This window comes from Flavobacterium sp. 38 (genome assembly GCF_057799715.1).
Genome location: NZ_JBYNWZ010000001.1, coordinates 963,971 through 988,797, shown reverse-complemented (window position 1 = coordinate 988,797; position 24,827 = coordinate 963,971). Strand labels below are relative to the sequence as shown.

Annotated in this window: 24 protein-coding genes and 1 tRNA gene; 12 read left to right on the top strand and 13 right to left on the bottom strand. The window is 33.4% G+C overall.

Going from position 1 to position 24,827, the window contains the following annotated elements; genetic code table 11:
- Positions 1 to 63 precede the first annotated feature (63 nt).
- Complete coding sequence (locus AC3E9W_RS04275) at positions 64 to 1,122, top strand: phytase (RefSeq protein WP_488767087.1); 1,059 nt, start codon at positions 64 to 66, stop codon at positions 1,120 to 1,122.
- 378 nt (positions 1,123 to 1,500) lie between these two features.
- On the opposite strand, the gene AC3E9W_RS04270 is transcribed toward AC3E9W_RS04275, so the two are convergent.
- From AC3E9W_RS04270 to AC3E9W_RS04260, 3 genes are read right to left on the bottom strand one after another with little or no spacing between them, the layout of a single operon-like run.
- Positions 1,501 to 4,164: a TonB-dependent receptor gene (locus AC3E9W_RS04270; protein ID WP_488767086.1), complete on the bottom strand. Its 2,664-nt coding sequence runs from the start codon at positions 4,162 to 4,164 to the stop codon at positions 1,501 to 1,503.
- A gap of 54 nt (positions 4,165 to 4,218) precedes the next feature.
- Entirely contained in the window at positions 4,219 to 4,950 is a 732-nt protein-coding gene (locus AC3E9W_RS04265; protein ID WP_488767085.1) for a GLPGLI family protein, read from the bottom strand.
- Between the two features lie 54 nt (positions 4,951 to 5,004).
- The gene (locus AC3E9W_RS04260; RefSeq protein WP_488767083.1) at positions 5,005 to 5,226 is read right to left on the bottom strand and encodes a hypothetical protein; all 222 of its coding nucleotides are present in this window, start codon (positions 5,224 to 5,226) and stop codon (positions 5,005 to 5,007) included.
- Positions 5,227 to 5,361: 135 nt separating this feature from the next.
- Here AC3E9W_RS04260 and AC3E9W_RS04255 point away from each other — a divergent pair, with 135 nt between their 5' ends.
- A complete protein-coding gene (locus AC3E9W_RS04255; protein WP_488767081.1) occupies positions 5,362 to 5,667 on the top strand; it encodes a helix-turn-helix domain-containing protein in 306 nt (101 codons plus the stop codon).
- A gap of 51 nt (positions 5,668 to 5,718) precedes the next feature.
- On the opposite strand, the gene pckA is transcribed toward AC3E9W_RS04255, so the two are convergent.
- Positions 5,719 to 7,323, bottom strand: a complete 1,605-nt coding sequence (pckA, locus tag AC3E9W_RS04250; protein ID WP_488767079.1) for a phosphoenolpyruvate carboxykinase (ATP) — start codon at positions 7,321 to 7,323, stop codon at positions 5,719 to 5,721.
- A 301-nt stretch (positions 7,324 to 7,624) separates the two neighbouring features.
- Positions 7,625 to 8,011 (bottom strand): DUF423 domain-containing protein, encoded by a 387-nt coding sequence (locus tag AC3E9W_RS04245; protein ID WP_306155620.1) that lies wholly within the window; start codon positions 8,009 to 8,011, stop codon positions 7,625 to 7,627.
- A 187-nt stretch (positions 8,012 to 8,198) separates the two neighbouring features.
- Here AC3E9W_RS04245 and AC3E9W_RS04240 point away from each other — a divergent pair, with 187 nt between their 5' ends.
- From AC3E9W_RS04240 to AC3E9W_RS04220, 5 genes are all read left to right on the top strand, one after another.
- Positions 8,199 to 9,563 (top strand): saccharopine dehydrogenase family protein, encoded by a 1,365-nt coding sequence (locus AC3E9W_RS04240; RefSeq protein ID WP_488767077.1) that lies wholly within the window; start codon positions 8,199 to 8,201, stop codon positions 9,561 to 9,563.
- A 226-nt stretch (positions 9,564 to 9,789) separates the two neighbouring features.
- Positions 9,790 to 10,209 carry an IS1/IS1595 family N-terminal zinc-binding domain-containing protein gene (locus tag AC3E9W_RS04235; RefSeq protein ID WP_488767075.1) on the top strand — a complete coding sequence of 140 codons (420 nt, stop codon included), beginning with the start codon at positions 9,790 to 9,792 and terminating at the stop codon, positions 10,207 to 10,209.
- A 91-nt stretch (positions 10,210 to 10,300) separates the two neighbouring features.
- Entirely contained in the window at positions 10,301 to 11,605 is a 1,305-nt protein-coding gene (locus AC3E9W_RS04230; protein WP_488767073.1) for a DcaP family trimeric outer membrane transporter, read from the top strand.
- Between the two features lie 21 nt (positions 11,606 to 11,626).
- Positions 11,627 to 13,165: an MFS transporter gene (locus tag AC3E9W_RS04225; RefSeq protein ID WP_488767072.1), complete on the top strand. Its 1,539-nt coding sequence runs from the start codon at positions 11,627 to 11,629 to the stop codon at positions 13,163 to 13,165.
- A gap of 10 nt (positions 13,166 to 13,175) precedes the next feature.
- Positions 13,176 to 13,394 (top strand): DUF6814 family protein, encoded by a 219-nt coding sequence (locus AC3E9W_RS04220; protein ID WP_488767070.1) that lies wholly within the window; start codon positions 13,176 to 13,178, stop codon positions 13,392 to 13,394.
- Positions 13,395 to 13,545: 151 nt separating this feature from the next.
- Here AC3E9W_RS04220 and AC3E9W_RS04215 read toward each other — a convergent pair whose 3' ends face one another.
- The 5 genes from AC3E9W_RS04215 to AC3E9W_RS04195 all read right to left on the bottom strand — a co-directional run bounded on the left by AC3E9W_RS04215 (position 13,546) and on the right by AC3E9W_RS04195 (position 18,677).
- Entirely contained in the window at positions 13,546 to 14,763 is a 1,218-nt protein-coding gene (locus AC3E9W_RS04215; protein ID WP_488767069.1) for a M56 family metallopeptidase, read from the bottom strand.
- Positions 14,760 to 15,131 carry a BlaI/MecI/CopY family transcriptional regulator gene (locus AC3E9W_RS04210; protein WP_026726910.1) on the bottom strand — a complete coding sequence of 124 codons (372 nt, stop codon included), beginning with the start codon at positions 15,129 to 15,131 and terminating at the stop codon, positions 14,760 to 14,762. Before AC3E9W_RS04210 ends, AC3E9W_RS04215 begins: the two co-directional genes overlap by 4 nt.
- 125 nt (positions 15,132 to 15,256) lie before the next feature.
- On the bottom strand, positions 15,257 to 16,219 hold the full coding sequence (locus AC3E9W_RS04205; protein WP_306155611.1) for a DUF6624 domain-containing protein: 963 nt from the start codon (positions 16,217 to 16,219) through the stop codon (positions 15,257 to 15,259).
- A gap of 10 nt (positions 16,220 to 16,229) precedes the next feature.
- Positions 16,230 to 16,658, bottom strand: a complete 429-nt coding sequence (locus AC3E9W_RS04200; protein ID WP_488767066.1) for a toxin-antitoxin system YwqK family antitoxin — start codon at positions 16,656 to 16,658, stop codon at positions 16,230 to 16,232.
- 630 nt (positions 16,659 to 17,288) lie between these two features.
- On the bottom strand, positions 17,289 to 18,677 hold the full coding sequence (locus tag AC3E9W_RS04195; RefSeq protein ID WP_488767064.1) for a dipeptidase: 1,389 nt from the start codon (positions 18,675 to 18,677) through the stop codon (positions 17,289 to 17,291).
- A 109-nt stretch (positions 18,678 to 18,786) separates the two neighbouring features.
- Between AC3E9W_RS04195 and AC3E9W_RS04190 the strand changes: the two genes are divergently transcribed.
- Together AC3E9W_RS04190 and AC3E9W_RS04185 are read left to right on the top strand one after the other, a co-directional pair.
- Positions 18,787 to 18,871, top strand: a tRNA-Leu gene (locus tag AC3E9W_RS04190).
- A 200-nt stretch (positions 18,872 to 19,071) separates the two neighbouring features.
- A complete protein-coding gene (locus tag AC3E9W_RS04185) occupies positions 19,072 to 19,983 on the top strand; it encodes a hypothetical protein (protein WP_488767063.1) in 912 nt (303 codons plus the stop codon).
- A gap of 243 nt (positions 19,984 to 20,226) precedes the next feature.
- Here the strand turns inward: AC3E9W_RS04185 and AC3E9W_RS04180 are convergent, their stop codons facing one another.
- On the bottom strand, positions 20,227 to 20,451 hold the full coding sequence (locus AC3E9W_RS04180; RefSeq protein WP_488767062.1) for a hypothetical protein: 225 nt from the start codon (positions 20,449 to 20,451) through the stop codon (positions 20,227 to 20,229).
- Positions 20,452 to 20,533: 82 nt separating this feature from the next.
- Here AC3E9W_RS04180 and AC3E9W_RS04175 point away from each other — a divergent pair, with 82 nt between their 5' ends.
- The 3 genes from AC3E9W_RS04175 to AC3E9W_RS04165 all read left to right on the top strand — a co-directional run bounded on the left by AC3E9W_RS04175 (position 20,534) and on the right by AC3E9W_RS04165 (position 22,139).
- Positions 20,534 to 20,764: a helix-turn-helix domain-containing protein gene (locus AC3E9W_RS04175; RefSeq protein WP_488767060.1), complete on the top strand. Its 231-nt coding sequence runs from the start codon at positions 20,534 to 20,536 to the stop codon at positions 20,762 to 20,764.
- Positions 20,765 to 20,786: 22 nt separating this feature from the next.
- Positions 20,787 to 21,188 (top strand): hypothetical protein, encoded by a 402-nt coding sequence (locus AC3E9W_RS04170; protein WP_488767058.1) that lies wholly within the window; start codon positions 20,787 to 20,789, stop codon positions 21,186 to 21,188.
- Positions 21,189 to 21,347: 159 nt separating this feature from the next.
- Entirely contained in the window at positions 21,348 to 22,139 is a 792-nt protein-coding gene (locus AC3E9W_RS04165) for a hypothetical protein (protein WP_488767056.1), read from the top strand.
- 151 nt (positions 22,140 to 22,290) lie between these two features.
- On the opposite strand, the gene AC3E9W_RS04160 is transcribed toward AC3E9W_RS04165, so the two are convergent.
- Positions 22,291 to 22,956: an HAD family hydrolase gene (locus AC3E9W_RS04160; RefSeq protein WP_488767055.1), complete on the bottom strand. Its 666-nt coding sequence runs from the start codon at positions 22,954 to 22,956 to the stop codon at positions 22,291 to 22,293.
- Positions 22,957 to 23,251: 295 nt separating this feature from the next.
- Positions 23,252 to 24,754, bottom strand: a complete 1,503-nt coding sequence (locus tag AC3E9W_RS04155; protein ID WP_488767053.1) for an MFS transporter — start codon at positions 24,752 to 24,754, stop codon at positions 23,252 to 23,254.
- Between the last annotated feature and the right edge of the window lie 73 nt (positions 24,755 to 24,827).

Below are 24,827 nucleotides of genomic sequence, written 5' to 3'. Positions count from 1 at the left end.
AAATTCTTACATTAGACAGAGTTTTTAAGGCTCTGTCTAATTGCATTAAAATATATTATTAAAATGAAAAATAAATCTATACTGTCATTTTTACTTTTAAGCGTTTTATTTATCGCTTGTAAAGACGACAAACTAGCTGCAGTTCAGCCAAACGCTTTGAAACCTACAGCAGTTACAGAAGCTTTGCCACACGATACAGACGATCCTTCGATCTGGATTCACCCGACAGATCCTTCAAAAAGCATTATAGTTGGAACAGATAAAGACTCAGACGGAGGTTTGTATGCTTTTGATTTGAATGGAAAAATCCTTAAAAAATCAATTCCGTTAAAGCGTCCAAACAATGTTGATATCGCTTACGGATTAATTATTGACGGAAAAAAAGTAGACGTTGCAGTTACTACTGAAAGAGAAGAAAACAAAATCAGAATTTTTAGTCTGCCTGATTTAGAACCAATTGATAACGGCGGAATTCCAGTTTTTGAAGGAGAAACACAACGTGATCCAATGGGAGTTTCTTTGTACACTCGCCCAAGCGACGGAAAGATTTTTGCCATTGTAGGAAGAAAAACAGGACCTTCTGGAAGTTATTTATGGCAGTATGAACTTTCTGGAAACGGAAAATTCGCTTCAGCAAAAGTAGTTCGCAAATTTGGAACTTACAGCGGTAAAAAAGAAATCGAAGCTATTGCAGTGGACAACGAATTAGGTTTTGTGTACTATTGCGATGAGCAGGTTGGAATTAGAAAATACAAAGCAGATCCAGCTTTAAACGATAATAAAGAATTAGCATTCTTCGGTCAAAAAGATTTTAAAGCAGATCATGAAGGAATTGCGATTTACAAAAAAACAGATTCTACAGGATACATTTTAGTATCGAATCAGCAGGCAAATACTTTTATGGTTTACCCGAGAGAAGGTGCAAAAGGCAACCCAAACAATCACCCGTTGTTGGCTGAAGTTCCAACTTCTACAATCGAGTGTGACGGTGCAGATGTAACAAGTGTTAACCTTGGCGGAGCTTACAAAAACGGACTTTTCGTAGCAATGAGCAACGGAATGACTTTCCACTATTACGCTTGGGATTTAATTCAAAAACGCATAGACGAAGCAAAGAAATAAAGATTCAGTGTTGATTTGAAATTGCAGGTTTTCAGTCCTTTCCTTTAAACTGTGACTGAAAACTGCGTTTCAATGATGCTATTTTACCGCAAAGAGCGCTAAGATTTACGCAAAGGTTCGCAAAGTTTTGTTTAATAAACTTTGCGAACCTTTGCGTTTTTTTCTTTGCGTTTCTTTGCGGTAAAATTTTTAATACTGACAGACGAATAGTATTGTCTGACTGAGAGAAGCATGTCAGGCTGAGCGGAGTCGAAGCCCCGTTCCAATTGGAGCGCCCTTCGACTTCGCTCAGGGTGACATAAAGAACTGGATTCTAAACTGAAATCTAAAAAACTGAACACTGATCACTAAAAAAAAAGCTGTTTAAAACGATTAGTTTTATAATTTATATGTCAGCGAAAACATCAATACTCTTGGCAAAATATAAGTCGCTTGCTGACTAATTATATAATCTGAAAAAAAGTAGCTGTTCTTTTTCTGTACATTAAATACGTTGTTACAAATCAATTCCAAACCAAGTGGGCTATTTTTTCTTTGGTATCTCAACGCCATATTCGTTATCTCATGAAAATTATTTTCATTATTAGAATTGGAATTTTTTAGATATTGATAATCTATTTTACAGTTCCAAAAACTTAAAAAATCATAATCAAAAATGCCATTTATCGTATCTGACCAATAATTAGATTTTGTTAGTCCGCTAAAATGATCAAATCCTTTTTCATACCCAAAACTAAAATTAGGCCATTTTTTATAGGTCGTTTTTAGTGTTAATCCTACATTTTTATTGTTTCTAGTATTCAATGTCAAAACATTGTTCAGCATTTGATAATAACTAAGCCAATTAACATTTGCATTTAATTTCAAATCAAATTTGTATATTTTTTTTGTAAATGCTCCTGTAAAGAAAATAGTGTTTTCAGGATTATTTGTCCAGACTGGTGTATTGTATTGATTAATATCTTCTACTTCCACTTCATTTCTAATCGTTTCTGTCTTTTTAGTGTAACTAAAAAATCCATTCCAGAAAATACCTTTATACATATTCATCTTTGTATATAGTAAACTAAAAGAGTGGTATCTAGTATTTTCCAACATCTCATTTCCTTTATAGATAAGATTATATGTTTGAAGAGTATAGCGGCTGGACAAAGCATTAATTTCAGGAAAATTTGTTTCCAATTTGTAACTAAATGTTAATTTTTCTGATTGATTAAATTCGTAATCGCTATTCCATTGAGGTTGAAAAAGATATTTTGAGAATCCATAATCATTGTCTATCTGGTTGTTTTTAAGTTTATAAAAATGATAATATAAACCCGCCTTATTAGTCCATTTACCGATTTTAAATTTATATTCTAAACCATAAAAAATGTCAGTAAATCGATATTTTGTTTTATTTCCAAACCCTGATTTATCAAAATCATTAATTATGTAATCACTTAAAATTTGTTTTTCTGATGTTTCAAAATGTGAGTTCTCAAACGTCACACCGATATTTGTATATAAATGATTACGATTATTTATTATCCAATAATGTTTAAAAACCCCATCAATCGTGTTTGTTTTTAATTCCTTTAATTGTTCAATTTTATAATCTATATCTTCTTGCAGCGGAATTAACCCTATGAAAAAAGGTTTATTTGTCAACCATTGCTTTTTCGGTTTATTATTTTCATACATCTGATTAAAAACAAATGTCGTAGTATGAGCCAAGTTATAATTTTTATGCCATTCTAAATATTGCTTGTAAGAAACATTATTTTCATTATTTATTGTTTTAAATAGGTTTGAATTTGTATTTGAAATCGATTCTAATATGCTGTTTAAATCATTAGTTCCAGATTGAAATTGTGTATTATAAAACAACTTTTGATTTTTGTCTGGAGTATAATCCAATTTTAGATTACTCACATTTAGATTACTCAAACTACGATTAGCTTCTATCTTATTCTCAAAAGTCTGATTAATATTTTCTAAATATTCATTTTGCGTGTATTTTTTTGTTTCTCTAAAAACTTCTGAAAAAATAGTAAAAGCTGAGACACATAATTTTTCGGAAGGATTAAAACTAATGTTTATTGCTTCAAACTGCGATTTGTTTTCCACAACATCTGTATTGTCTTTTGTAAGTGAATATAAATTATTGGCTGTTTTCCTTTTTATAATATAATTGCTCCAGCTGTTTGTAAATCTTCTTAAATCACTATAGGTAAAAGTGCTTTTTCCAATATTATTGACATCACCTATAAAACTGATATTTAATTTTTTAGAATAATAGAACAACCCCGAATGCAGCAGATTCGATTTATCTACTCCTATACCAAGCCCTGCTTCAATATCTCCAAAAACAAATTTCTTTTTATCTTCTTTTAGCTTAACATTCATTGCCAAATCTTCGCTATCAGAAACTTTTTTCATAAAACCGACTTCATTAAAATTATCTATGACTTCAATTTTATCAAGGGCATCTGCTGGAATATTTTCCACAGCCAATTTAGATCCTCCACCAAAAAAAGGCTTTCCTTCAACCAGCATTTGGGTAACTTTTTTACCTTGAACGGTTACAGTTCCATCTTTATCAACTTCAACTCCGGGAAGTTTTTCAAGAATTTCCTTCATTTTGCGTTCGTTACCGTTTGCAAAACTTTTTACATTAAAGGTTAGGGTGTCTTTTTTTATTTCAATAGCCTTATATTCATGTTTTATAACAATTTCTCTCAGATTTTCTCCGCTTGGTTTAAGTATAAAATCATGTGTTAGATTCTCTAAGTTAGATTTAACAACAAATAACTCATCTATAAAACCAATATATGAAGCGTTAATCTCGTAATCTACACCATTTTCTAATTCTAATCTATAACGGCCTTTATGATCAGTAATCGCAAATTTTAAACTTGCTTTTTCTTGTAAAGGTTTAGCGATAATATTAGCCAATTCTAAATTAACATTTGTATTCGAAGAAACCACACCTGTTATTGTATGGTGGGTTTGGGCAGTAGTAATTATAGAAAATAAGAAGAAAATTATATTTTTAATCATTTGTAGATTTTACACCGTTTACACGAGTATTAAAGATTAACTGGGTGAAAGCCTTTAAAACTTATCTCCGGGTTTTATAAATCCATTAGTAGAATTTCTGTTTTTATAGACTGTCATTATCTTTTCATCTAATTGCTCTTGATTAATAATCGGATAATCTTTTGGCTGCCCTATAACAGGTGGCTTAGGCAAATTGAGATCAATTTTTTTAACGCCATAAACAACATTTCTTACCTGAAGTTCTAGAATTAAGCCTGGTAGATTACCATAACCATTAGGCCCAAAAGAAATAGGAATCTTTGGACAGTACCAAGCAATAACAGGAAAAACAAAACTTCCTTTACCATTGTTTACTATTTTAGTTGAAGTTGCTTTATAACATAGAAATCCTTCTATTTCTTTTGTTTCATTTTCTAACACCCAGTCTTTTATTGCATCTGTTTTTAAAACATAATTGCCAAAACCGAAAACAGCACAAAGTGAAAAATCTTTATATTGATATACCTCATTCATATATCCGGCAGAAACTTTTGCCATAAAAAGATCAGAATTGTCAACTGCCAGACTTTCATTAAAAGAAAAAACAGATCTTTCTTTATCAAAATTTAAAATAAAGCTTAAATACCTAGCGTTATCCATAGATTCTTTATAAGATTTTTCTGCTATAGTTCCTTTAAAACCATCAATCATTTCAATGCTTACGCCATATTCAACTTTTCCGTTTTGTATTTGTCCGAAAGAAATAAAAACACTAAAAAAAACTACATTAATTAATTTATTTATCATATTTCAATTTTTTAATAATGGGTTTTCTAGTAGAAAACCCATTATCATTAATCATTATCCTCTCATACAATTTCCCCAAGCTCCAGCACCAGCAAAATATGATTCCCAATGAGAAGCGCCATGTGAAATGTACAAATCATATGTTGCCTCTTGATCTTGCATACAGTTATAGAAAATGATAGTTTTAACTTGAAGTTTTTTAACTTCTAGATTATTAGCGGAAGCCACAGTTCCAAATCCTACTACAGCAAAAACTGTAAATAATAATTTTTTCATAAATTTAAATTTGTAATATTAATACTATTTTTTTTAATATTACAAAGATGTATTTATGTTCTTTTTCTTACTATATAAATATATAATATAATTTATTCTGTTTTTAACTAATTATTCCCAATAAACCTTTTAATTATGCCAGTAGGATTTAAAATCAAAAAATTGAGAGAAGAAAATAATTTATCTCAAAGCTTATTAGCCGATCAATTAGGAATATCACAAAGTGAATTGTCAAAAATTGAAAATGGAAGGACAAAAAAAATTGATATTTATCTGATGATTAAAATTTGTAAATATTTCAACAAATCATTAGACTTCTTTACCCCTGAAAAAAGATTAGAAAAAGAAGTGGAAAATTTTAATATTGAAATTTCTTCTGGTATAGTAATGGATGAACTAAAAAAAATAATTACTGAGTTTCAAAAGAAAAATAAAAAATAAAAAAAGCTGTTCATCTCTGAACAGCTTTTTTATTGAATCAATAATTCTCTTTTATTCTGTAATCGGTGCGCCAGCTAAAATTTCAGCATTGGCAAACTCTTCAAATTTCGCGAAATTAGCTTTGAATTTATGTGCTAATTCCAACGCTTTTTTATCGTATAAATCTTTGTCTTCCCAAGTATTTCTAGGATTTAGAATTTCTTCTGGAACATTCGGACAAGATTGTGGCTGTGCAATTCCAAATACTTTGTGATCTACAAATTCTACATTATCCAATTCTCCTTTTAATGCAGCAGTAATCATAGCACGTGTAAATTTCAATTTCATACGGCTTCCTGTTCCGTAAGCTCCGCCAGTCCATCCTGTGTTGATTAACCACACTTTTACGCCAGCATCTTTCATTTTTTTGCTTAACATTTCAGCATATCTTGTTGGGTGCAAAGGCATGAATGGCGCTCCAAAACAAGCAGAGAAATTAGGCTGAGGCTCTGTCACACCAGCTTCTGTACCCGCAACTTTTGCCGTATATCCAGAAATAAAGTGGTAAGCCGCCTGACCTGGAGTTAGTTTTGAGATTGGAGGCAAAATTCCGAAAGAATCTGCCGTTAAGAAAAATATATTTTTAGGATTGTGTCCAACCAAACCTGGCTGTACATTATCAATATGCGTTATTGGGTAGCTTACACGAGTATTTTGAGTGATCGAAACATCATCATAATCTACTTCGTTTGTTCCTGCTTTAAAAACCACATTTTCTAAAAGCGCTCCTTTTTTGATTGCTCTAAAAATGTCTGGTTCATTTTCTTCAGTTAAATTAATAACTTTTGCATAACAGCCGCCTTCAAAGTTAAAAACCGTATTTTCGTTTGTCCATCCGTGCTCATCGTCTCCGATTAATTTACGCTCTGGATCTGCAGATAAAGTTGTTTTTCCTGTACCAGATAATCCGAAGAAAATAGCTGTATCACCTGCCTCACCAACATTGGCGCTGCAGTGCATTGGAAGTGTATTTTTGAAAACTGGAAGAATAAAGTTCAAGGCAGAAAAAATTCCTTTTTTCATTTCTCCTGTGTAACCTGTTCCTCCTATTAAAGCGATTTTTCTAGTAAAATCTAAAATTGCGAAGTTAGATTGTCTTGTTCCATCTACAGCAGGATCTGCCATAAAACTTGGAGCACAAACTACGGTCCATTCTGGAGTAAAATTAGCCAATTCTGACTCTTCTGGACGTAAGAACATATTGTAGCAGAACAAATTTGACCAAGCTGTTTCTGTTACAACACGAACATTCAATCTGTAATTTGGATCTGAACACACATAAGAATCACGAACAAAAACTTCTTTGTCTGATAAAAATGCTGTTACCTTATTATAAAGCTTTTCAAAAGCTTCTGGTTCAAACGGGATATTTACATTTCCCCACCAAACTTGATCTTTAGTAATATCATCTTTTACGATAAAACGATCTTGTGGAGAACGACCTGTAAATTCACCTGTATTAATTGCTAAAGCTCCAGTAGAATTCTCAACACCTTGTCCTGACTGCAAAGTAATCGCATGTAATTCATCTGCAGATAGTTGATAACGAACTTTTGCATTTTCAATTCCTAACTCTTTTAACGAAATCGATTGCGCGAAAACTGTATTAGTGTCCATAAATTTTTAAGTTGTGTGTGATTTTTTGTTTAAAGCAAAATTACAGATTAATTCTTATTCCTTTTAAAATACTTAAATTTCACTTTAATTAATGTCAAAAAAGAGAAATTTCACTTTAAAAATTACAAAAAGAAAAAAATAACCGCTCCTAATTTGTTTATTTACAACCTAATGCGTGATTTTGTTATATTATTTTTGTTTAACAACAGAAAATACAAAAAAGTCACACAAATAAAGTTATATGTTATTTATGTGACAAAATTAAAGATTAATTCTTAGACAGAATTTTTTTTTCGGGATTTTATGATTTTCGCTTCAAAATCGTAAAGAATAATAGCGTCCAAGCAATAATTAATAGAAAACCACCCACTGGAGTTGCGAATACTATAATTTTGGAATAGAATAATGTGTAGTCTTTTGTTGCGACCAAATAGATAGATCCGCTAAAAAGAACAACACCCGCAACTACGAAATTGTAGATTGCTTTTAAGGTCTTTTCTGCAATTTCTTTTTGGGTCGATAAAAAAAGAAGAAATAGAGCATGATACATTTGGTAACGAACACCAACTTCAAAAGTATTTAACTGATCTACCGAAAGGTATTTTTTCAATAAATGAGCGCCAAAAGCACCCAAAATAATAGCTAACATACCAATAAAAGCTCCAGTCAGAACGATTCTTCTTTTCATAATATATCTCTTTTGAAATTTGAAGCAAAAATACTTCAAACGAACTGAAAAACCGCCTAACATATTCGATTATTTAGAACAAAATCAGATTATTTTCTGTTATAATTCAAAAAATAAATTCAATTAAATTCAAATTCAATTGTTATATTTATAACATTTAAATATATTTGTGTTAAATATTTGAAACATGAGAAACGTTTTAATAATTGGAGCAGGAAGATCTGCATCGTCTTTGATTCGATATTTGCTATCAAAATCTAGCGAAGAAAACCTGCATATCACTGTAGCCGATCTTTCTTTGCCTTTAGCGGAAGCTAAAACAAAAAATCATCCAAATGCCACTCCACTTGCTTTAAATATTTTTGATACTGATGAAAGAAAGGCCGCTATTGCGAATGCTTCAATCGTGATTTCAATGTTGCCCGCACATCTGCATATTGAAATTGCCAAAGATTGTATCGAATTCAAAAAACATCTGGTAACGGCTTCTTATATAAGTGATGCAATGCAAGCGCTTGATACAGATGCCAAACAGAACAATCTGATTTTTATGAACGAAATTGGCCTTGATCCGGGAATCGATCATATGAGTGCCATGAAAGTTATTGACGAAATCAGATCGAAAGGCGGAAAAATGCTTTTGTTCGAATCTTTCTGCGGCGGACTTGTAGCGCCTGAATCTGATACTAATTTATGGAATTATAAATTTACTTGGGCGCCAAGAAATGTTGTTCTGGCAGGACAAGGCGGTGCTGCCAAATTTATTCAGGAAGGCACTTATAAATATATTCCGTACAGCGCTTTGTTTAGAAGAACTGAATTTCTAGAAGTGGAAGGCTACGGAAAATTTGAAGCCTATTCGAATCGGGACTCTCTTAAATACCGTTCGGTTTATGGTTTAGACGATATTCTCACTTTATATAGAGGTACAATTAGAAGAGTTGGTTTTTCTAGAGCTTGGAACATGTTTGTACAGCTCGGAATGACTGATGATAGTTATATTTTAGAGGGGTCAGAAAATATGAGTTATCGTCAGTTTATCAACTCTTTTCTTCCGTATCATCCAACGGATTCTGTCGAAATTAAAACTCGATTGATCTTAAAAATAGATCAAGACGATATTATGTGGGATAAACTCTTGGAACTGGATTTGTTTAACCCAAACAAAAAGGTAAACCTACCAAATGCCACTCCTGCCCAGATTTTAGAAAAAATTTTAAGCGAAGGTTGGGCACTAGAACCAGATGATAAAGATATGATTGTCATGTATCATAAGTTTGGTTATGAACTGAATGGCGAAAAGAAACAAATCGACTCTAAAATGGTTTGCATTGGCGACGATCAAACCTATACCGCAATGGCAAAAACGGTCGGACTTCCGGTTGCGATTGCGACATTATTGATTTTAAACGGAAAAATTACAACTGCCGGCGTACAGCTTCCAATTAAAAAAGAAGTTTATGAGCCTATTTTGAAAGAGTTAGAAGAGTATGGGGTCATTTTTAACGAACAGAAAGTGCCTTATTTTGGATACAATCCAGACTTATTTTAGTCTGGACTGCATGTTTATTTTAGAATTTTTTTTAATTAGTTTTTAATTTTGATCCGCTTCTTCCATCAGAGGCGGATTTTTTTTGGAGAATTTCAAGGATTTTCAAACAATAGAAATCTTCTTTATTTTAACATTAAAAAAATAAATATAAGTTTTTTATGATGTTTTTTATTTACATAATATAATTTTGTAGCTAATTTACTATATTTATGCAAATTAATTATATATGAAGATTTTAGCGTGCCCGAAGTGCCAGAGCAGCACAATTATTAAGAGCGGTGTGATCAAAAGCAAGCAGAGGTATTTATGTAAAGGATGTAATTACTATTTTACAGTTAATAAAATTGGTAAAAAGATTGACAGCTATTATGTTACAAAAGCCTTGCAATTGTATTTGGAAGGCCTGAGTTATAGAGAAATAGAACGTGTTCTAGATATTTCTCATGTAACAATCAGTAATTGGATAAAGGCATTTCATATCCAAAAGCCTTTTCAGACTGATTACCACCCAACCTACAAGATTTTCAACCATATAGAATTAATTGAATTCTTGTCAAAAAAGGAACTTTTATCTGGCGCAGGAGTTATAATAACAGAACTTGGAGATAAATTTATGGTTATAAAATGGGAACGCTACAAAGCGTAACTATACCTCTTTACACAAATATATACCAGTATTTTTTTTACTGATAAATAATTTCAATTTGGCGGTCTTGAAAAACTAACCAACCGCTATAATGAAAAAAAAATTGCTGTTCTTTTTACTTGGGATACTTTCTCTGCAGGGGCTTGCGCAAAATTCAAAAGTCGAAAACACTTCGGCTATACCAACCTTAACTGCAAAAGAATGGGATTTTAATTTTTACGGTTTTATAAGAACCGATTATATTTTTGATACTAGAAAATCGGCGCAGGTGCGTGAGGACAATTTGAATCTTTATCCGTTAGACAAAAACTTGGATATAAACGGACAAGATTTAAACAGCACCGGAGCTTCTAACATTTTATCTATAGTTTCAAGAGTTGGCCTAAAAGTAAAAGGACCAGATGTTTGGGGAGCAAAAATGACTGGAACTCTCGAAGGAGATTTCTTTGGAAATACAGAAGCTTCAATCGGATTAGTACGACTGCGACATGCTTACATCAAAATGGACTGGTCAAAAATATCGCTTTTAGTTGGCCAAACATGGTATCCGGCATTTATTCCCGAAGTTTTTCCCGGTGTAGCCAATTTTAATACCGGAATTCTCTTTAATCCTTTTGGCTGGGCATCGCAGATTAGAGTGAAACAAAATTTCACTAAAGAATTATCACTAGCGGCAACAATCTATAAAGAACGTGAATTTACAACAGCAACTGCAGCTGGAGGGACACAAAATTCGGCTTCCATAAATTCTGCTTTACCCACTTTTCACGCGCAATTTCAATTTAAAAACACCAATTGGTTTGCAGGTATCGGAGCAGAATACAAATCACTCCAGCCTCTAACAGAATATAACCCGACACCATCTACAACAGCAAAAACTTCTGAAAAAGTAAACAGCTCATCCTTCTTAGGATTTTTAAAATATACAAACAATACATTTTCTATAAAAGCGTATGGAATTACAGGAGGCAATCTAAACAATTTTGTAATGTTGGGCGGTTTTATCGGATACACCAATTCGATGCAACCTGAGAAATATGAGCCTACTAAAACCTCTTCTTTTTGGATGGATCTGGCAAGCAATAATAAAAAGATAGCCCCTGCTCTATTTTTTGGATATACCAAAAATGAAGGAAATGGAAAAAATGGTCTTGTAGCCGATGAAACTGTAAAGTATTATATGCGAGGTGTATCGAACTCTAGAATCGTAGATAATGTCTGGCGCGTTTCTGGCCGTGTTGAGTTTAAACGCAATAATTTTAAAGTTACTCCAGAACTAGAATACACTGCAGCCACATGGGGAGATTTGGACACAAAGGCAAACGGAAAAGCAGGTTTAAACAAAACAGATGTCGCCAATTTACGGGCATTATTTTCTTGCGCTTACTCTTTTTAATTAACTAACAAACCACACATTATGAAGCAAAATTCAACAAAAAAGATTTGGAAAGTAATTTCCGCCTCTTCTATGGGAACAATGATTGAATGGTATGATTTCTATATTTTTGGAAGTTTGGCAGTCGTGATTTCAACAAAATTCTTTCCTGCAGATAATCCAGCAGCGGCATTTTTAGCAACATTGGCCACGTTTGCTGTTGGTTTTGTAGTTCGGCCATTTGGAGCCTTATTTTTCGGGAGATTGGGCGATCTTATAGGACGAAAATATACTTTTATGGTTACCTTACTATTAATGGGTGGCGCAACTTTCCTGATAGGCTGTATTCCGAGTTTTGAAACCATTGGATTTATGGCTCCCGTTCTCGTATTGATCTTAAGAATGCTTCAAGGTCTTGCGCTCGGCGGCGAATATGGCGGTGCGGCAACTTATGTAGCTGAGCATGCTCCTGTGGGCGAACGAGGTTATTGGACGTCTTGGATTCAAACTACAGCAACCGTCGGATTATTTATTTCTTTAATGGTCATTTTAGCCACCAGAAATTTACTAACACCTGAACAGTTTGACCTTTGGGGATGGAGAGTTCCGTTTTGGATTTCTATTCTTATGGTAGGAGTTTCGTACTTGATTCGTAAAAATATGCATGAATCTCCTGTTTTTACCAAAGCAAAAGAGGAAGGCAAAACCAGTAAAAATCCTTTGGCAGAAAGTTTCGGAAAAAGGTATAATCTCAAATTTGTTTTATTGGCCTTGTTTGGCGCAGCAATGGGGCAAGGCGTTATTTGGTATACCGGACAATTCTACGCCATGAGTTTCATGAAAACCGTGATGTCTATCGAATCTTCTCAGGTAGATACGCTATTAGGAATAGCGCTTTTATTTGGCACACCATTCTTTATTTTTTTTGGATGGCTAAGTGACAAAGTTGGGCGCAAATATATTATGCTGGGAGGAATGCTAATCGCAATTATATCCTACAGGCCGATTTATCAAAAAATGTATGAGACAACCGATGTAAAAAATAAAACAGAAATTGTCGGTAAAACCAAGATTACAGCAGCGCTCAAAGAAGGCAAAGAACGTGTAATTGATTCAGTTTATACCACTACTAAATCGTATACAGACGGAACCACTTTTCTGGAAGTTAAAACAGTACATCTAGAAAACGGAAATGCAATAGTTGCAGATGGAAAGATAAAATCAGAAATCAAAACCACGATAAATATTAACAGCACCGATAAATGGTCACTTGTTTTTTTAATTTTCGTTCAGGTTTTATTTGTTACGATGGTTTATGGCCCTATTGCGGCTTTCTTAGTCGAAATGTTTCCTGCAAAAATCAGATATACCTCAATGTCTCTGCCCTATCACGTAGGAAATGGAATTTTCGGAGGATTGCTTCCTGCAGTTTCTACTTATTTAGTTATAAATGCTAAAGAAAAGGGCGATGCCAGTTTCTATCTGGAAGGACTTTGGTATCCGATTATTATTGCAGCCGCCTCTTTTATAATCGGAATGATTTATATTAAAAATAAAGACAACAAAAACACTCATATTTAAACACTTAGCTATGAATCAGATAAAAAGAGCTTTCGGATTGATTTGGATAGCGTTAGCAATTGCATCCTCTTACTTTTGCATATTTATTTTCGGTCTGCCAAAATTAGTATCTGGCAAACAAGAAGATTTAGTTTTCGGGATTATCACTCTTTTGGTGCTTACCCCATTAATAACTGCCGGACTAGGTATTTTTGGCTATTACGCGCTAATGGGCGATTATGATGACTAATATTTTTTCTTTAAGGGGCAAAGTAACAAAGGGGCAAAGGGTTTCTACTGTGCGTAAAAAAAACTCCAGCTAAAGCTGGAGGCTATTGAAAAGTCTTTTGCAATTTCTTTGTCTCTTTGTCACTTTGCAACTTTGCAACTTTGTCTCTTAGTTACTTAGACTCAGCCTGAATCGTAATTGGCAAACTATAAAGCACTCGAACAGGCTTTCCGTGTTCGATTCCAGGAATCCATTTTGGAGAAAGTTTTAAAACTCGAATTGCTTCTTCTCCTAAACCATATCCAGCATCTTTTACAATTTTGAATTCAGACAGACTTCCGTCTTTTTCGACCATAAACTGCATCGATATTTTGGTTTCGATATTATTTTTTGAAGCTTCTGATGGAACTTTAAAACGCTGCCCCACAAACTTATAAAATTCTATAATTCCGCCTGGAAATTCGGGCTGTTTAATTTTTAAATCTCCTGATTTATAAATCTTATTGGTAACTGGGTCAACATTTTGAGCTGTCGCTTCTGAACTAAAAGTAAACAAAAGTAAACTGCAAACTACGCCAACAATAAAAACCTTTAAAACTATTTTTAAAGCAGATTCTTTTTTGGTCATCATAAGCAAACGCTTTTTAGTTATTTGATAATTAATCGTACTTGCTAACGGAACTGTTTGTTCATTTGAAGCAAAATCAAGCAGCAGATTCTGGTAATTGCTTATTTCTCCAAACTGTTTATTTACAGCTTCATCGGCCAAAAATTCGTGATTGAGTTTTATGGCTTTTATAAACAAAATAATAAGCGGATTGAACCAAAAAACGATCTGTAAAACCTCAACAAACAAAATATCCAGAGAATGTTTTTGTACTAAATGCGCTTTTTCGTGCGCGATTAATTCTGATGGAATTTTTCCTGACTCAAAATCTGTTTTATTAATAAAAATGGCATTCCAAAAAGAGTGAGGCAAAACAGTTTCTTCCGTTAAAACTACTTTTACGCCATTGACCACGAGGGTTTCTTTTATTTTTAGTTTTATAAAAAATGAACTCAGGTTTAAAACCAAACGGAAAGCCAGCACTATTGAAACCATAATATAAACACCGCTCAAAATAGCGAACAGGTTTTGCATAATATAATTTTCATCTAAAGGAGTACGATTAGTTTGGATTATTATTTCGTCCAATTGAATGGTGTTAATTCCTGTTTCAAACATCGCCTTCACTGAAAACAAGTGCAGCGGAATTACAAAACTAAACACCAAACTTCCGAGAAGATAGATACGGTTAAAACGAAACATTTTTTCATTTTCCAACAACAATTTATAAACTGCATAAAAAACCAAAAGCAGTATTCCAGATTTTAAAAGATAGGTTATCATTTTTTCTTTTTTTGAATTTCTGAATCGATTATTTTTTTAAGATCTTCCAATTCTGAAGCCGACAAATTGGTTTCGGTTGTAAAAAACGAAGCAAACTGCGACGCCGAATTATTAAAGAAATTGCTAATCAACCCTTTTACATGTTTGGAGAAATAATCTGTCTTTTTCACCAAAGGATAATATTCTCTAGAGTTTCCAAATTCGTTATACGCCACAAACTTTTTATCGATCATTCGTTTTAAAAGCGTTGCCACCGTTGTCGTTGCAGGTTTTGGTTCTGGATAAGCTTCGAGCAAATCTTTCATAAAAGCTTTTTCAAGCTTCCATAAATGCTCCATTAATTGTTCTTCTGCGTTAGATAATTGCATTTTTTAAGGTTCTAAGGTTCTGAGCTGCTAAGCTTCTGAGATTTTAAGTTCTATCTTAATTCTTAATTCTTAATTCTTAATTCTTAATTCTTAATTCTTAATTCTTAATTCTTAATTCTCAATTCTTAATTCTTTTCAAGTTTTTCTGCTTCTGCTTCGGCTAATTCCTTTTTATAGGCTTCCAAATTCCATTCAATATTCAATTTTACCGCATATTCAGCCATAGTGCCAAGTCCGACTTCCGCACGCCTTTTATCTACATTATCTGGATCTATCATTGGAGCTATGCGAATCTTATTCGTCTTTTTATTCATCGAACTCTGACTTCCATAAATTTGTTTTTTACCTTCTCTCAAAGCAACTCGATCTTCTAAGTAGGCCAAATTTCCTGGATCTGCATTACCAATTTTAGCTGCCTCTCTCATCATCGGCAAATACTTTTGCTGATATTCTAAATCGGCATGCTGAATAACCAGAAACAAAGTCTTATTTCCCTGCTCGCCAACCACATTTTTGCCGAGCCAGCCTCTTTCATCCAGTATTTTCATCACTTTAATGAGATTAATACTGTCTTTGGTTCCCATAATTTTACCAATGCTATCTATTTTCTTCTTATCAGCATTTGGCTTTCTATAAACATTCATAAATTCTCCACGAATTTCTTGATCTTCAATATAAATTTCTGCGAGTTGTTTTTCTAGCACCTTATCGTAATTGGCTCCAATAATATCCAATTTCTTCTGCAGTTTTTCAATTGTCTTTTCCCATTCTTTTTCTGAATGAAGGCGTTTTAAATCGTTATCAATTCGGATATGCGCCATATTTTCATAGCCTTTATCAATAGACAGATTCAGCCACTTAAAAGCTTTTTTATTTTCTTCTGCCATAGACGCAGAACAGCCTGCATTGTAGAAATCTTTATACGATTTCTGCTCCAGTTTAAAAGCTTTACTATAATAATCAACAGACAACTTATAATTTTCTGCCTCATAACAAGAATCGGCTTTGCGAACCCAATCTTTATAAGTCTGAGCTTTTAAGAAACTGCTGCTCAGTATCAGCAAAACAAAAACAATCGATTTTTTCATAGGTTTATAGTTAGTTGTTTAATGTATTTTGTTCTGAGATCAATTCTCCCTTTTCGTAATGTTTGATGTTTTTCAATTTCCCGTTATCCGAATAAAATTTCCATTCGCCAAAATAAAACCAGTGCGACTCAACTGAATTGGTTTCAAGTTTAGTTTTTCCTTTCGATTCTAATTTTCCGTTTTCGTAATAACTTTTTACAACACAAATTCCGTTTTTGTATTTCTCTACCTTATAGATTTTTCCGCCAATGTAGGTTTTCCATTTTTTAACAGGCTGATCGTTTTTGTAATGCTCTATAGATTTATATTGAATATTATCCTGAACATACACATCAACCCATTTCCCTTCTTTTTTCTTGTCTATTTTCTGATTAACAACAGAAGTTTTACAACTTAGAAAGCTAAAGAGCATCAAAATAAAAGTCATTTTTTCAACCATTGGCTCTACAATTATAGATTCTATTCTACAAATGTAGAATTAAATTTCAAACGGACAAGTTTTTTCTTATGTTTTTATCTCTTAGATTATTTTTTTAACCGCAAAGAACGCAAGGATTTTTATCAAACGTTACGTTTATAAACGCAAAGTTCGCAAAGCTTTGTACATAAAGCTTTGCGAACTTTTTAAAATCTTACTTAAAAAATCTCAGCGAACTTTGCGTAAATTCTTCGCGTCCTTGTGGTAAAAAAATCCGCTCATTTCTGAACGGATTTGTATCTAAATCAACTTTGTCAAAGTTTAAAACTTTGACAAAGTGAAAAACTTAAAAAACTTTGCGACTTTGCGACTTTGCGAGCAAAAAAAAGCGCACTTTGTGTGAAAAATTTAACCGCAAAGTTCGCAAGGATTTTTACCATAGGTTACGCACATAAACGCAAAGTTCGCAAAGCTATATGTATGTACATAGCTTTGCGAACTTTTATAAATCTTGCTAAAAAAAATCTTAGCGAACTTTGCGTAAATCCTCCGCGTCCTTGCGGTAAAAAATCTTAGCGTCTTTGCGACTTTGCGAGCAAAAAACAACGCGCTTAAAAAAACTTAGCGTCTTAGCGACTTCGTGGCAAAACCTTACTTACTTAACTCCACAAAATACTTGTAAAACAACGGAATCGTCTCAATACCTTTCAAGTAATTGAAAATTCCGAAATGCTCATTTGGCGAGTGAATCGCATCGCTATCCAAACCAAATCCCATTAAGATCGTTTTACTTTTTAATTCTTTCTCAAACAAAGCCACAATCGGAATACTTCCTCCAGAACGAACCGGAATCGCAGGAACTCCAAACGTTTCTGTATACGCTTTATTTGCCGCTTGATAACCGATACTGTCAATTGGCGTTACATAACCTTGTCCACCGTGGTGAGGCGTTACTTTTACTGTAACTCCAGCTGGAGCAATGCTCGTAAAATGTTTCGTGAACAATTCTGTAATCTCTTCCCAATCCTGATTTGGAACCAAACGCATTGAGATTTTAGCGAAAGCTTTGCTCGCAATAACCGTTTTAGCACCTTCTCCGGTGTAACCGCCCCAGATTCCGTTAACGTCTAATGTCGGACGAATTGAGTTTCTTTCATTCGTTACATACCCTTTTTCACCGTAAACATCTTCGATATTTAAAGCGTTTTTATATTTTTCAAGGCTGAAAGGCGCTTTTGCCATTTCGGCTCTTTCTTCTGAAGATAATTCCTGAACTTTATCGTAAAAACCTGGAATCGTGATATGATTGTTTTCATCGTGAAGCGAAGCAATCATTTTTGCTAAAATATTAATCGGATTCGCAACAGCTCCACCGTATAAACCAGAATGTAAATCGCGGTTCGGACCTGTAACTTCTACCTCAACATAACTCAAACCTCTTAAACCTGTCGTGATAGACGGCTGTTGGTTGGAGATCATTCCTGTATCTGAAATCAAGATTACGTCGTTTTTTAGTTTTTCTTGATTACGTTCTACGAACCAAGCCAAACTTGCAGAACCTACTTCTTCTTCTCCTTCTATCATGAATTTTACGTTGCACGGAAGCTCGTTGTTCTGAACCATATATTCCAATGCTTTTACGTGCATGTACATCTGGCCTTTGTCGTCACATGCTCCACGCGCAAAGATGGCACCTTCTGGGTGAATATCTGTAGTTTTAATAACCGGTTCAAATGGTGGCGAAGTCCATAATTCTAAAGGATCTGGCGGTTGTACGTCGTAGTGACCGTAAACTAAAACCGTTGGAAGATTTGGATCTATAATTTTTTCGCCGTAGATAATTGGGTAACCTGGAGTGTCGCAAGTTTCGACATAATCGCAACCTGCTTTTGTTAAACTTTCCTTAACAGCTTCTGCTGTGTCAATAACATCTTGAGAGTATGCAGTGTCGGCACTAACCGACGGAATTTTTAATAATTCGATCAACTCATTGATAAAGCGATCTTTATGTTGTTGAACGTAGGACTTAATATTTTCCATTTAAATAATTTTTATAGAAACCCAAAAGTACAAGAAAAAGAATTAAAAAAAATTTTCAAAAAATGCTTTGATAATTCAAAAGTATGCCTATCTTTGCACCCACAATTCCGCGGATATGGTGAAATTGGTAGACATGCCAGACTTAGGATCTGGTGCCGCAAGGCGTGTAGGTTCGAGTCCTATTATCCGCACCAAAAAAAGCTTCTGAAAATTTTTTCAGAAGCTTTTTTGTTTTCTGACCTATTTTAAATTACTCCATCCTAACTTTTAATACATATTCTAATTAATTATTTGTTAATAGAATATACCACAAAGAAGTGCATATATTTGCTAAAAAAAGCTAATCATTTATTAAGTGTTTACAGTAATAATATACAATTCTTAATTTTTTAACATGACAAAAAGAAAAATAATTTATAAATTTTATTTTTTGGCAATCTTATTAACCATAAGCTTTGCTGGTGGATATTCAACAATTAACACCAAATGGCTTGTACTACCACAAAAAACAACATTAATTTTAAGCATCATAATTTTTCTGGTTTCACTTTTTTATATAATTCAAAATTATCTTGATTTATCTGACAGCAATTACTCTAAAGCAAAAAGTTTCTGGAATGATAACAACAAAAAAGATGACGATGAGACTACCAAAAGCAGCTTAGACATAATGTTTCAGATTCTCGATGATGGCGATGATAAAAACAAGTACGATGAGTTTAAAACTAAACTTTACAATTCAATGGAACAAAAATTCTTCCATGAATTCCCTTTTACTGTTTCTACAAGTATTCTCTTAGAAGAACTATTCGAAATCGAAGATAATATTCGAAAACAAATAAAAAGACTTACATATAATTCAAATCTTAACCTAACAATAGGAATTATAATTAATAGTATCGGTATTATTACATTGTCTATAGCAATTTATACTTTCGATTCTGCAACTTCTGATGTTATAAGCTATTTCATACCTCGAATAACAATTGTTTTATTTTTCCAAATATTTTCCTTTTTCTTTTTAAAACTTTACAAGGAATGTTTAATAGATATTAAATTCTTTGAAAACGAAATAACCAACATAAAATTTAAAATTTCATCTATAAAAATGGCCATATATCAAAACGATACAGAACTAGTAAAAGAAATTTTGAAAAAATTTAGCGATGGCAATAAAGTAGCCTCATTGGTTCTTAAAACTGATGAAACCACTGAAGACATGGAAAGACTTAAAAGCGATAAAAACATTATTGAATCATTATCATCAACTTTAAATGAAATTGTGAAAAAGACTAACAAATCATAATAGCATTTAACAATTCCTTAGATCTGTTATTTTCACTAATAAAAAATAATATTGATAATTTCTTATGACCTCGTATACCTCGTTATGTGAAATTTTTACTCGATATCACCTTGACGAAAGAAGTTCCCCCAACATCACCAACAAGTCTGTACACTATGAAAAAAATTGCGGAAATCACTCTGGAATTTTTTGTCGGTTCTGTTATTTTGGTTTCTCCTTTCGTCGAGATGAATTGTTTATTTTCTATTCAACATCTAAATAAGGATCTAAAACTTCTGCCAATTCATTGAGCCAATAATAGAAGTTTTCGAGATTTATTTTCCCTAAAGAATCTCTTTCTCTTATCACACTTAAAGTCAGCATATAATTTGCCTGACGAATTGCCTTTGCCATATCTTTTGGATCTATAACATTTGTAAAGAAATTATTTAACCGATTTTCAACTTCCGAAATATTTTCTGTAATCATTATCTTATTTTTTGGTCAAATATAATAATTATTGATACAAATATGTGTCTAAATAAAAAATAATTGTTATGACTTTTGAAATATGAATATTTCAGAAGAAACTTTTATCAAAAATCTCGGCATTCACATTCGACAGCTACGTGAAAAAAAAGGCTTATCCCAACAAGCCTTAGCTGATGATTGTGATATTAAAAGAAATCAAATTGCCAGAATTGAAAGAGCTGAAATAAATACTTCCATAAAAAATATTGTAAAAATTGCCAATGCTTTAGATATTGAACCTAAAGAGTTGTTGGATTTTCCTTTAAAATAAAACTCAAAAGCCGTTTGTTAAAATGCAACTTTCCAAACCAAGATTAATTGAACCACTAATAATTGCATCAATAATCATAATTGGTACTTTCATTTTTTTTAACACTAAAAATGTCCATTTAAAGTTTTACAATAAAACCGGAGAAGATATTGATTCATTATTTGTGGCAGGAACTTATGTTGGAAAAGTTAAAAAAGATAGCGCAACTGATTTTATTCATTTTAAAAAGATCTTATTTGAAAATGGCATTCCTTATGAGGAAATAACTGGAATAATAAAAAACAGAAAAGTCTATAAATTAAATATGGGTGGATTTTGTGCTTCTGGAAAAACAATGGTGCAAGAGGGAGAAGTTGTTTTTAATATATCATTACGAGAGAACGATGGTAAAACTTTTTTAATCCTAAACAATTTTTATGATTAAAACTTCTTTAAACATAAAAACTCTCCAAAGCTTAGCAATTCAGAAATTTCTTCAAATATTTTATGTTTTAGTCTACAAATATTCTTATTTTTAAAATACCAAAAACACTAATTCTCCTTATTTTATTCATTTTTAAAACTCTAAAATCCTTTAGAACACATGAAAAAATACAGATTATTAGTTATCCTTTTAGGAGTTATTGTGCTTTTTTACCTTGCGAGAACGGTTCGAAACTTTACTGTTAAACAGGAAATCCAAACCATAAAATCGGAACATTTTATTGTTTCCTACAGCGGAATTTACAAAAGTGAAGCAGAAAAAGTCAGTAAACATCTGGAAGAAAATTATGCTCCGATACGAGAAAACTTAAAAGACGTAAAACACGATGTAATAAAGGTTTTTATTTACGGTTATTCACACAAGTTTAAAGCTGCGACTGGCTTAAAAGAAAACACAAAAGGCACAAGCCGCGGCCCAAACGAATTTCATTTTGTCTGGACGAGTTGGTTTAATTCTCTTTTTCCCGACGATCCATTAAAAACGGCACTTCATGAATTTACGCATTGCGTTCAGTTAAATATTTTGATCGATAAAGCCAAAGAGACCATTATTACGCAGGACAGAGCAACTTTTGAAAAAGAATTCGATAAAAAATTCAAAACCGAATATCAGCGCTGGCTCTGGGAATCGATCAGTATTTTTGAAGCGAAAGAAGTAAATAAATTAAGCGTAAAATATGCCAAAACCAAAAACCTGACTTTAGAAGAATTAAATAAAAGCAATCAGATTTATAATATTGGCTATACGATTATAGATTATGTCACTTCTAAATGGGGAAAAGAGAGCGTCGCTCAATTAATTTCGTCATTTGGCAATATTGAAAAAACATTGAAAGTCACTCCCGAAGAATTTGAAAAAGGCTGGATGGCTTTTTTGAAGGAGAAGTATTGACGAAACTCAATTTAATCCGTCTTGTTTTGTCGTTTCAACTGAAAGGAGAAATCACACTCGGGATTCTACAAAGATTGGCAACATACTTTGTGGAGTTTCTAGTGTGATTCCTCGTTCCTCGGAATGACAAACTTTGGGGAAATTTGGGATTTTAAGAATTGGTATTTAATATCTCAACTATTTTCCCCACATTCACTTCACTATAATCATTGATATAAAAATCACAAGGCGGAAGTTCTTCTTTGGTATGCGTACTCAAAACACCTACGACTTTCATTCCGGCATTTAATCCTGCTGTAACGCCCGAAAAAGAATCTTCAAAAACCACACAGTCAGACGGAGAAACACCAACACGCTCTGCCGATTTTAAATACACTTCTGGATTTGGTTTGTGAAACGTAACGTCTTCGCTAGACATCATCGAATCCATTTTTTGGTCGAGTTTTAGGAAATTGGCAATCAAATCCAGATTCGCACGCGGCGCAGAAGTGGCAACGGCCGTTTTGAATCCGCGGGATTTTAATTCTTCCAGAAACGTCATATAATGCGGAATCGTTTCGACTTTGTCTTTATAAATTTCACGAAACATTCCTTCTTTTTCGTCTTCCAATTTAATCAGTTCTTCTCCCGAAATCGGACGTTTGAAGAAATGCGACATAATGTAACTATTGTGTTTTCCGTACATGTGCTCCTCAAATTCTTCATTGGTGTACGGAATTTTATATTTATTGAAAAACTCTTCGAAAGCAACTACATGATGCGGATTGGTGTGGCAGATTACGCCGTCCATATCGAAGATTACACATTTTTGGCTCATAATTGTTTTTGTTGTTTTTTAGAGGTTGCAAGGTAAGGCAATAAAGCGTTTATTACACAGAGATTCACAAAGGTTTTTCGCAGAGATGCGCTAAGTTTTTTTAATCTCGCAAAGGCGCAGAGGCGCAAAGTTTTGTTCTCATTTTTTGTCATTTCGACGAAGGAGAAATCTCCGTGAGAAGCTCTACAAAGATTGGCTTTACTTTGCGGAGTTACTTGCGGAGATTTCTCCTTCGTCGAAATGACAAACTACACGGAATAACTTTGAACTTAAAACTTTAAACCTGAAACAAAACCTACCCGATCCAAATTTTACTTTTAACCAAAGTAATCGTCTGTCTCAAATGCTGATTGCACGCTATTAGAATAATCAAAACTACTAAACCATAACCCACAATCGTATAAATCTCCATATTGGCCAATAAAGTCGATTGTTTGCTGACGGTTCCGAATATCTTTTTCATGGCAAGAACATTCGCATTATCTGCAGAATATCCTTTGGCCATAAAACTCTGTGTTGTTGTGGCAATGTTTTGCTGTGCTTCGGGATTTTCTCCTGTTACGAATTGACTTAATTTTAAGAAGTGTTTTTTATTTAAGAAAACCATCGCATTCTGCATGACGCAGAAACCAATTGTGCTTCCCCAAAAACGCCCTGAAACGCCGACAATTCCCGAAGAAACTGCCATATTTGCTGGAACCGATGATGTGGTAAATAAGATAAGCGGAACAAATAAAAACCCAACACCGATTCCTTGCAAAATATATGGAATGATAATATCGCTCAACGCTACATCTGGCACAAAAAGAAACGTAAACCAGAAATGAAATATCGCAATAAGCGTAAAACCTATCATAAAAATGATTTTAGTCGAAACGGATTTCATCAGAAAAAAAGCAGCTAAAACAAGTCCGATTACATTTCCCAGTCCGTTTATGTATTGTACGCCTGCCACACGCGACGGATCCCAATTCCAGATGGAGAACATCGCCGAATGGCAAAGGCTCAACGTTGCTCTGCTGATATAGAAAAGGAAAAACAATAAAAATCCTATTCGCAGATTAGCGTATTTTATCACTTCAAAATCAAAACTTGGTCTTTTTACCAAACGTTCTTTAAAGATGAACAATCCGCCTGTTATGAGCGAAATCATCAGTATTAAAACCATTTCTGAAGACTGCAACCAATATTTTTTCTCGGCATAAACAAAAAAGTAGGCACCGCAAAGAATCGAAATTAAAACCAAAAAATAACTCATCCAGTCGATTTGATACAACGGAATCTTCTTTGTAATTCGGTGCCCTCTGAAAGTAACTAAGATTAAAAAGACGTTTAAAACCTGCAGTCCGCCCGAAACATACAACATATATTTCCAGTCGTAATGATCGAGAAACCACACGGCGATATTCATAATAAAGGGCGTAGACAACAACAGCGCGCCGTAGTAAAATGAAAACCCGATAATGATGGCGTTTTTTGTATTGAATTGCTCTATAAGCAATTGTCTGATTGTGATTACAGGAAGTGCCATAAGAATTCCTTCTAAAACTCTCATCAATAAAAAAACCGAAAAATTGGTAATATATGCCGACGAAACAATTGTAATTCCGATAAGAGAATAAACCGCCATCAGGTAATTTTTAGCAGGAAAAAAACTCGAGAATCGGCTTTCTATTAAAATGGTTGCCAATAGAGTTCCGTACGTAACGCACATTGCAAATTGCAAATCTTCTGGTTCAATATCCAGAAAACTTGCCGCATACGTTACGTTTGACGTATAAACCCCCAACAAAATCATGGAATGTAGCAGACAGACGAACAATATAATAATGATCGCCCATCGCGGCACCCAGGATTTAAATATACTTTTA

What these genes read in the sequence shown, in the direction of transcription:
- AC3E9W_RS04275 (WP_488767087.1), top strand. Translation starts at nt 64, where the DNA reads ATGAAAAATAAATCTATACTGTCATTTTTACTTTTAAGCGTTTTATTT.
- AC3E9W_RS04270 (WP_488767086.1), bottom strand. Translation starts at nt 4,164, where the DNA reads ATGATTAAAAATATAATTTTCTTCTTATTTTCTATAATTACTACTGCC.
- AC3E9W_RS04265 (WP_488767085.1), bottom strand. Translation starts at nt 4,950, where the DNA reads ATGATAAATAAATTAATTAATGTAGTTTTTTTTAGTGTTTTTATTTCT.
- AC3E9W_RS04260 (WP_488767083.1), bottom strand. Translation starts at nt 5,226, where the DNA reads ATGAAAAAATTATTATTTACAGTTTTTGCTGTAGTAGGATTTGGAACT.
- AC3E9W_RS04255 (WP_488767081.1), top strand. Translation starts at nt 5,362, where the DNA reads ATGCCAGTAGGATTTAAAATCAAAAAATTGAGAGAAGAAAATAATTTA.
- pckA (WP_488767079.1), bottom strand. Translation starts at nt 7,323, where the DNA reads ATGGACACTAATACAGTTTTCGCGCAATCGATTTCGTTAAAAGAGTTA.
- AC3E9W_RS04245 (WP_306155620.1), bottom strand. Translation starts at nt 8,011, where the DNA reads ATGAAAAGAAGAATCGTTCTGACTGGAGCTTTTATTGGTATGTTAGCT.
- AC3E9W_RS04240 (WP_488767077.1), top strand. Translation starts at nt 8,199, where the DNA reads ATGAGAAACGTTTTAATAATTGGAGCAGGAAGATCTGCATCGTCTTTG.
- AC3E9W_RS04235 (WP_488767075.1), top strand. Translation starts at nt 9,790, where the DNA reads ATGAAGATTTTAGCGTGCCCGAAGTGCCAGAGCAGCACAATTATTAAG.
- AC3E9W_RS04230 (WP_488767073.1), top strand. Translation starts at nt 10,301, where the DNA reads ATGAAAAAAAAATTGCTGTTCTTTTTACTTGGGATACTTTCTCTGCAG.
- AC3E9W_RS04225 (WP_488767072.1), top strand. Translation starts at nt 11,627, where the DNA reads ATGAAGCAAAATTCAACAAAAAAGATTTGGAAAGTAATTTCCGCCTCT.
- AC3E9W_RS04220 (WP_488767070.1), top strand. Translation starts at nt 13,176, where the DNA reads ATGAATCAGATAAAAAGAGCTTTCGGATTGATTTGGATAGCGTTAGCA.
- AC3E9W_RS04215 (WP_488767069.1), bottom strand. Translation starts at nt 14,763, where the DNA reads ATGATAACCTATCTTTTAAAATCTGGAATACTGCTTTTGGTTTTTTAT.
- AC3E9W_RS04210 (WP_026726910.1), bottom strand. Translation starts at nt 15,131, where the DNA reads ATGCAATTATCTAACGCAGAAGAACAATTAATGGAGCATTTATGGAAG.
- AC3E9W_RS04205 (WP_306155611.1), bottom strand. Translation starts at nt 16,219, where the DNA reads ATGAAAAAATCGATTGTTTTTGTTTTGCTGATACTGAGCAGCAGTTTC.
- AC3E9W_RS04200 (WP_488767066.1), bottom strand. Translation starts at nt 16,658, where the DNA reads ATGGTTGAAAAAATGACTTTTATTTTGATGCTCTTTAGCTTTCTAAGT.
- AC3E9W_RS04195 (WP_488767064.1), bottom strand. Translation starts at nt 18,677, where the DNA reads ATGGAAAATATTAAGTCCTACGTTCAACAACATAAAGATCGCTTTATC.
- AC3E9W_RS04185 (WP_488767063.1), top strand. Translation starts at nt 19,072, where the DNA reads ATGACAAAAAGAAAAATAATTTATAAATTTTATTTTTTGGCAATCTTA.
- AC3E9W_RS04180 (WP_488767062.1), bottom strand. Translation starts at nt 20,451, where the DNA reads ATGATTACAGAAAATATTTCGGAAGTTGAAAATCGGTTAAATAATTTC.
- AC3E9W_RS04175 (WP_488767060.1), top strand. Translation starts at nt 20,534, where the DNA reads ATGAATATTTCAGAAGAAACTTTTATCAAAAATCTCGGCATTCACATT.
- AC3E9W_RS04170 (WP_488767058.1), top strand. Translation starts at nt 20,787, where the DNA reads ATGCAACTTTCCAAACCAAGATTAATTGAACCACTAATAATTGCATCA.
- AC3E9W_RS04165 (WP_488767056.1), top strand. Translation starts at nt 21,348, where the DNA reads ATGAAAAAATACAGATTATTAGTTATCCTTTTAGGAGTTATTGTGCTT.
- AC3E9W_RS04160 (WP_488767055.1), bottom strand. Translation starts at nt 22,956, where the DNA reads ATGAGCCAAAAATGTGTAATCTTCGATATGGACGGCGTAATCTGCCAC.
- AC3E9W_RS04155 (WP_488767053.1), bottom strand. Translation starts at nt 24,754, where the DNA reads ATGATTTTGTTGGGGGTTTATACGTCAAACGTAACGTATGCGGCAAGT.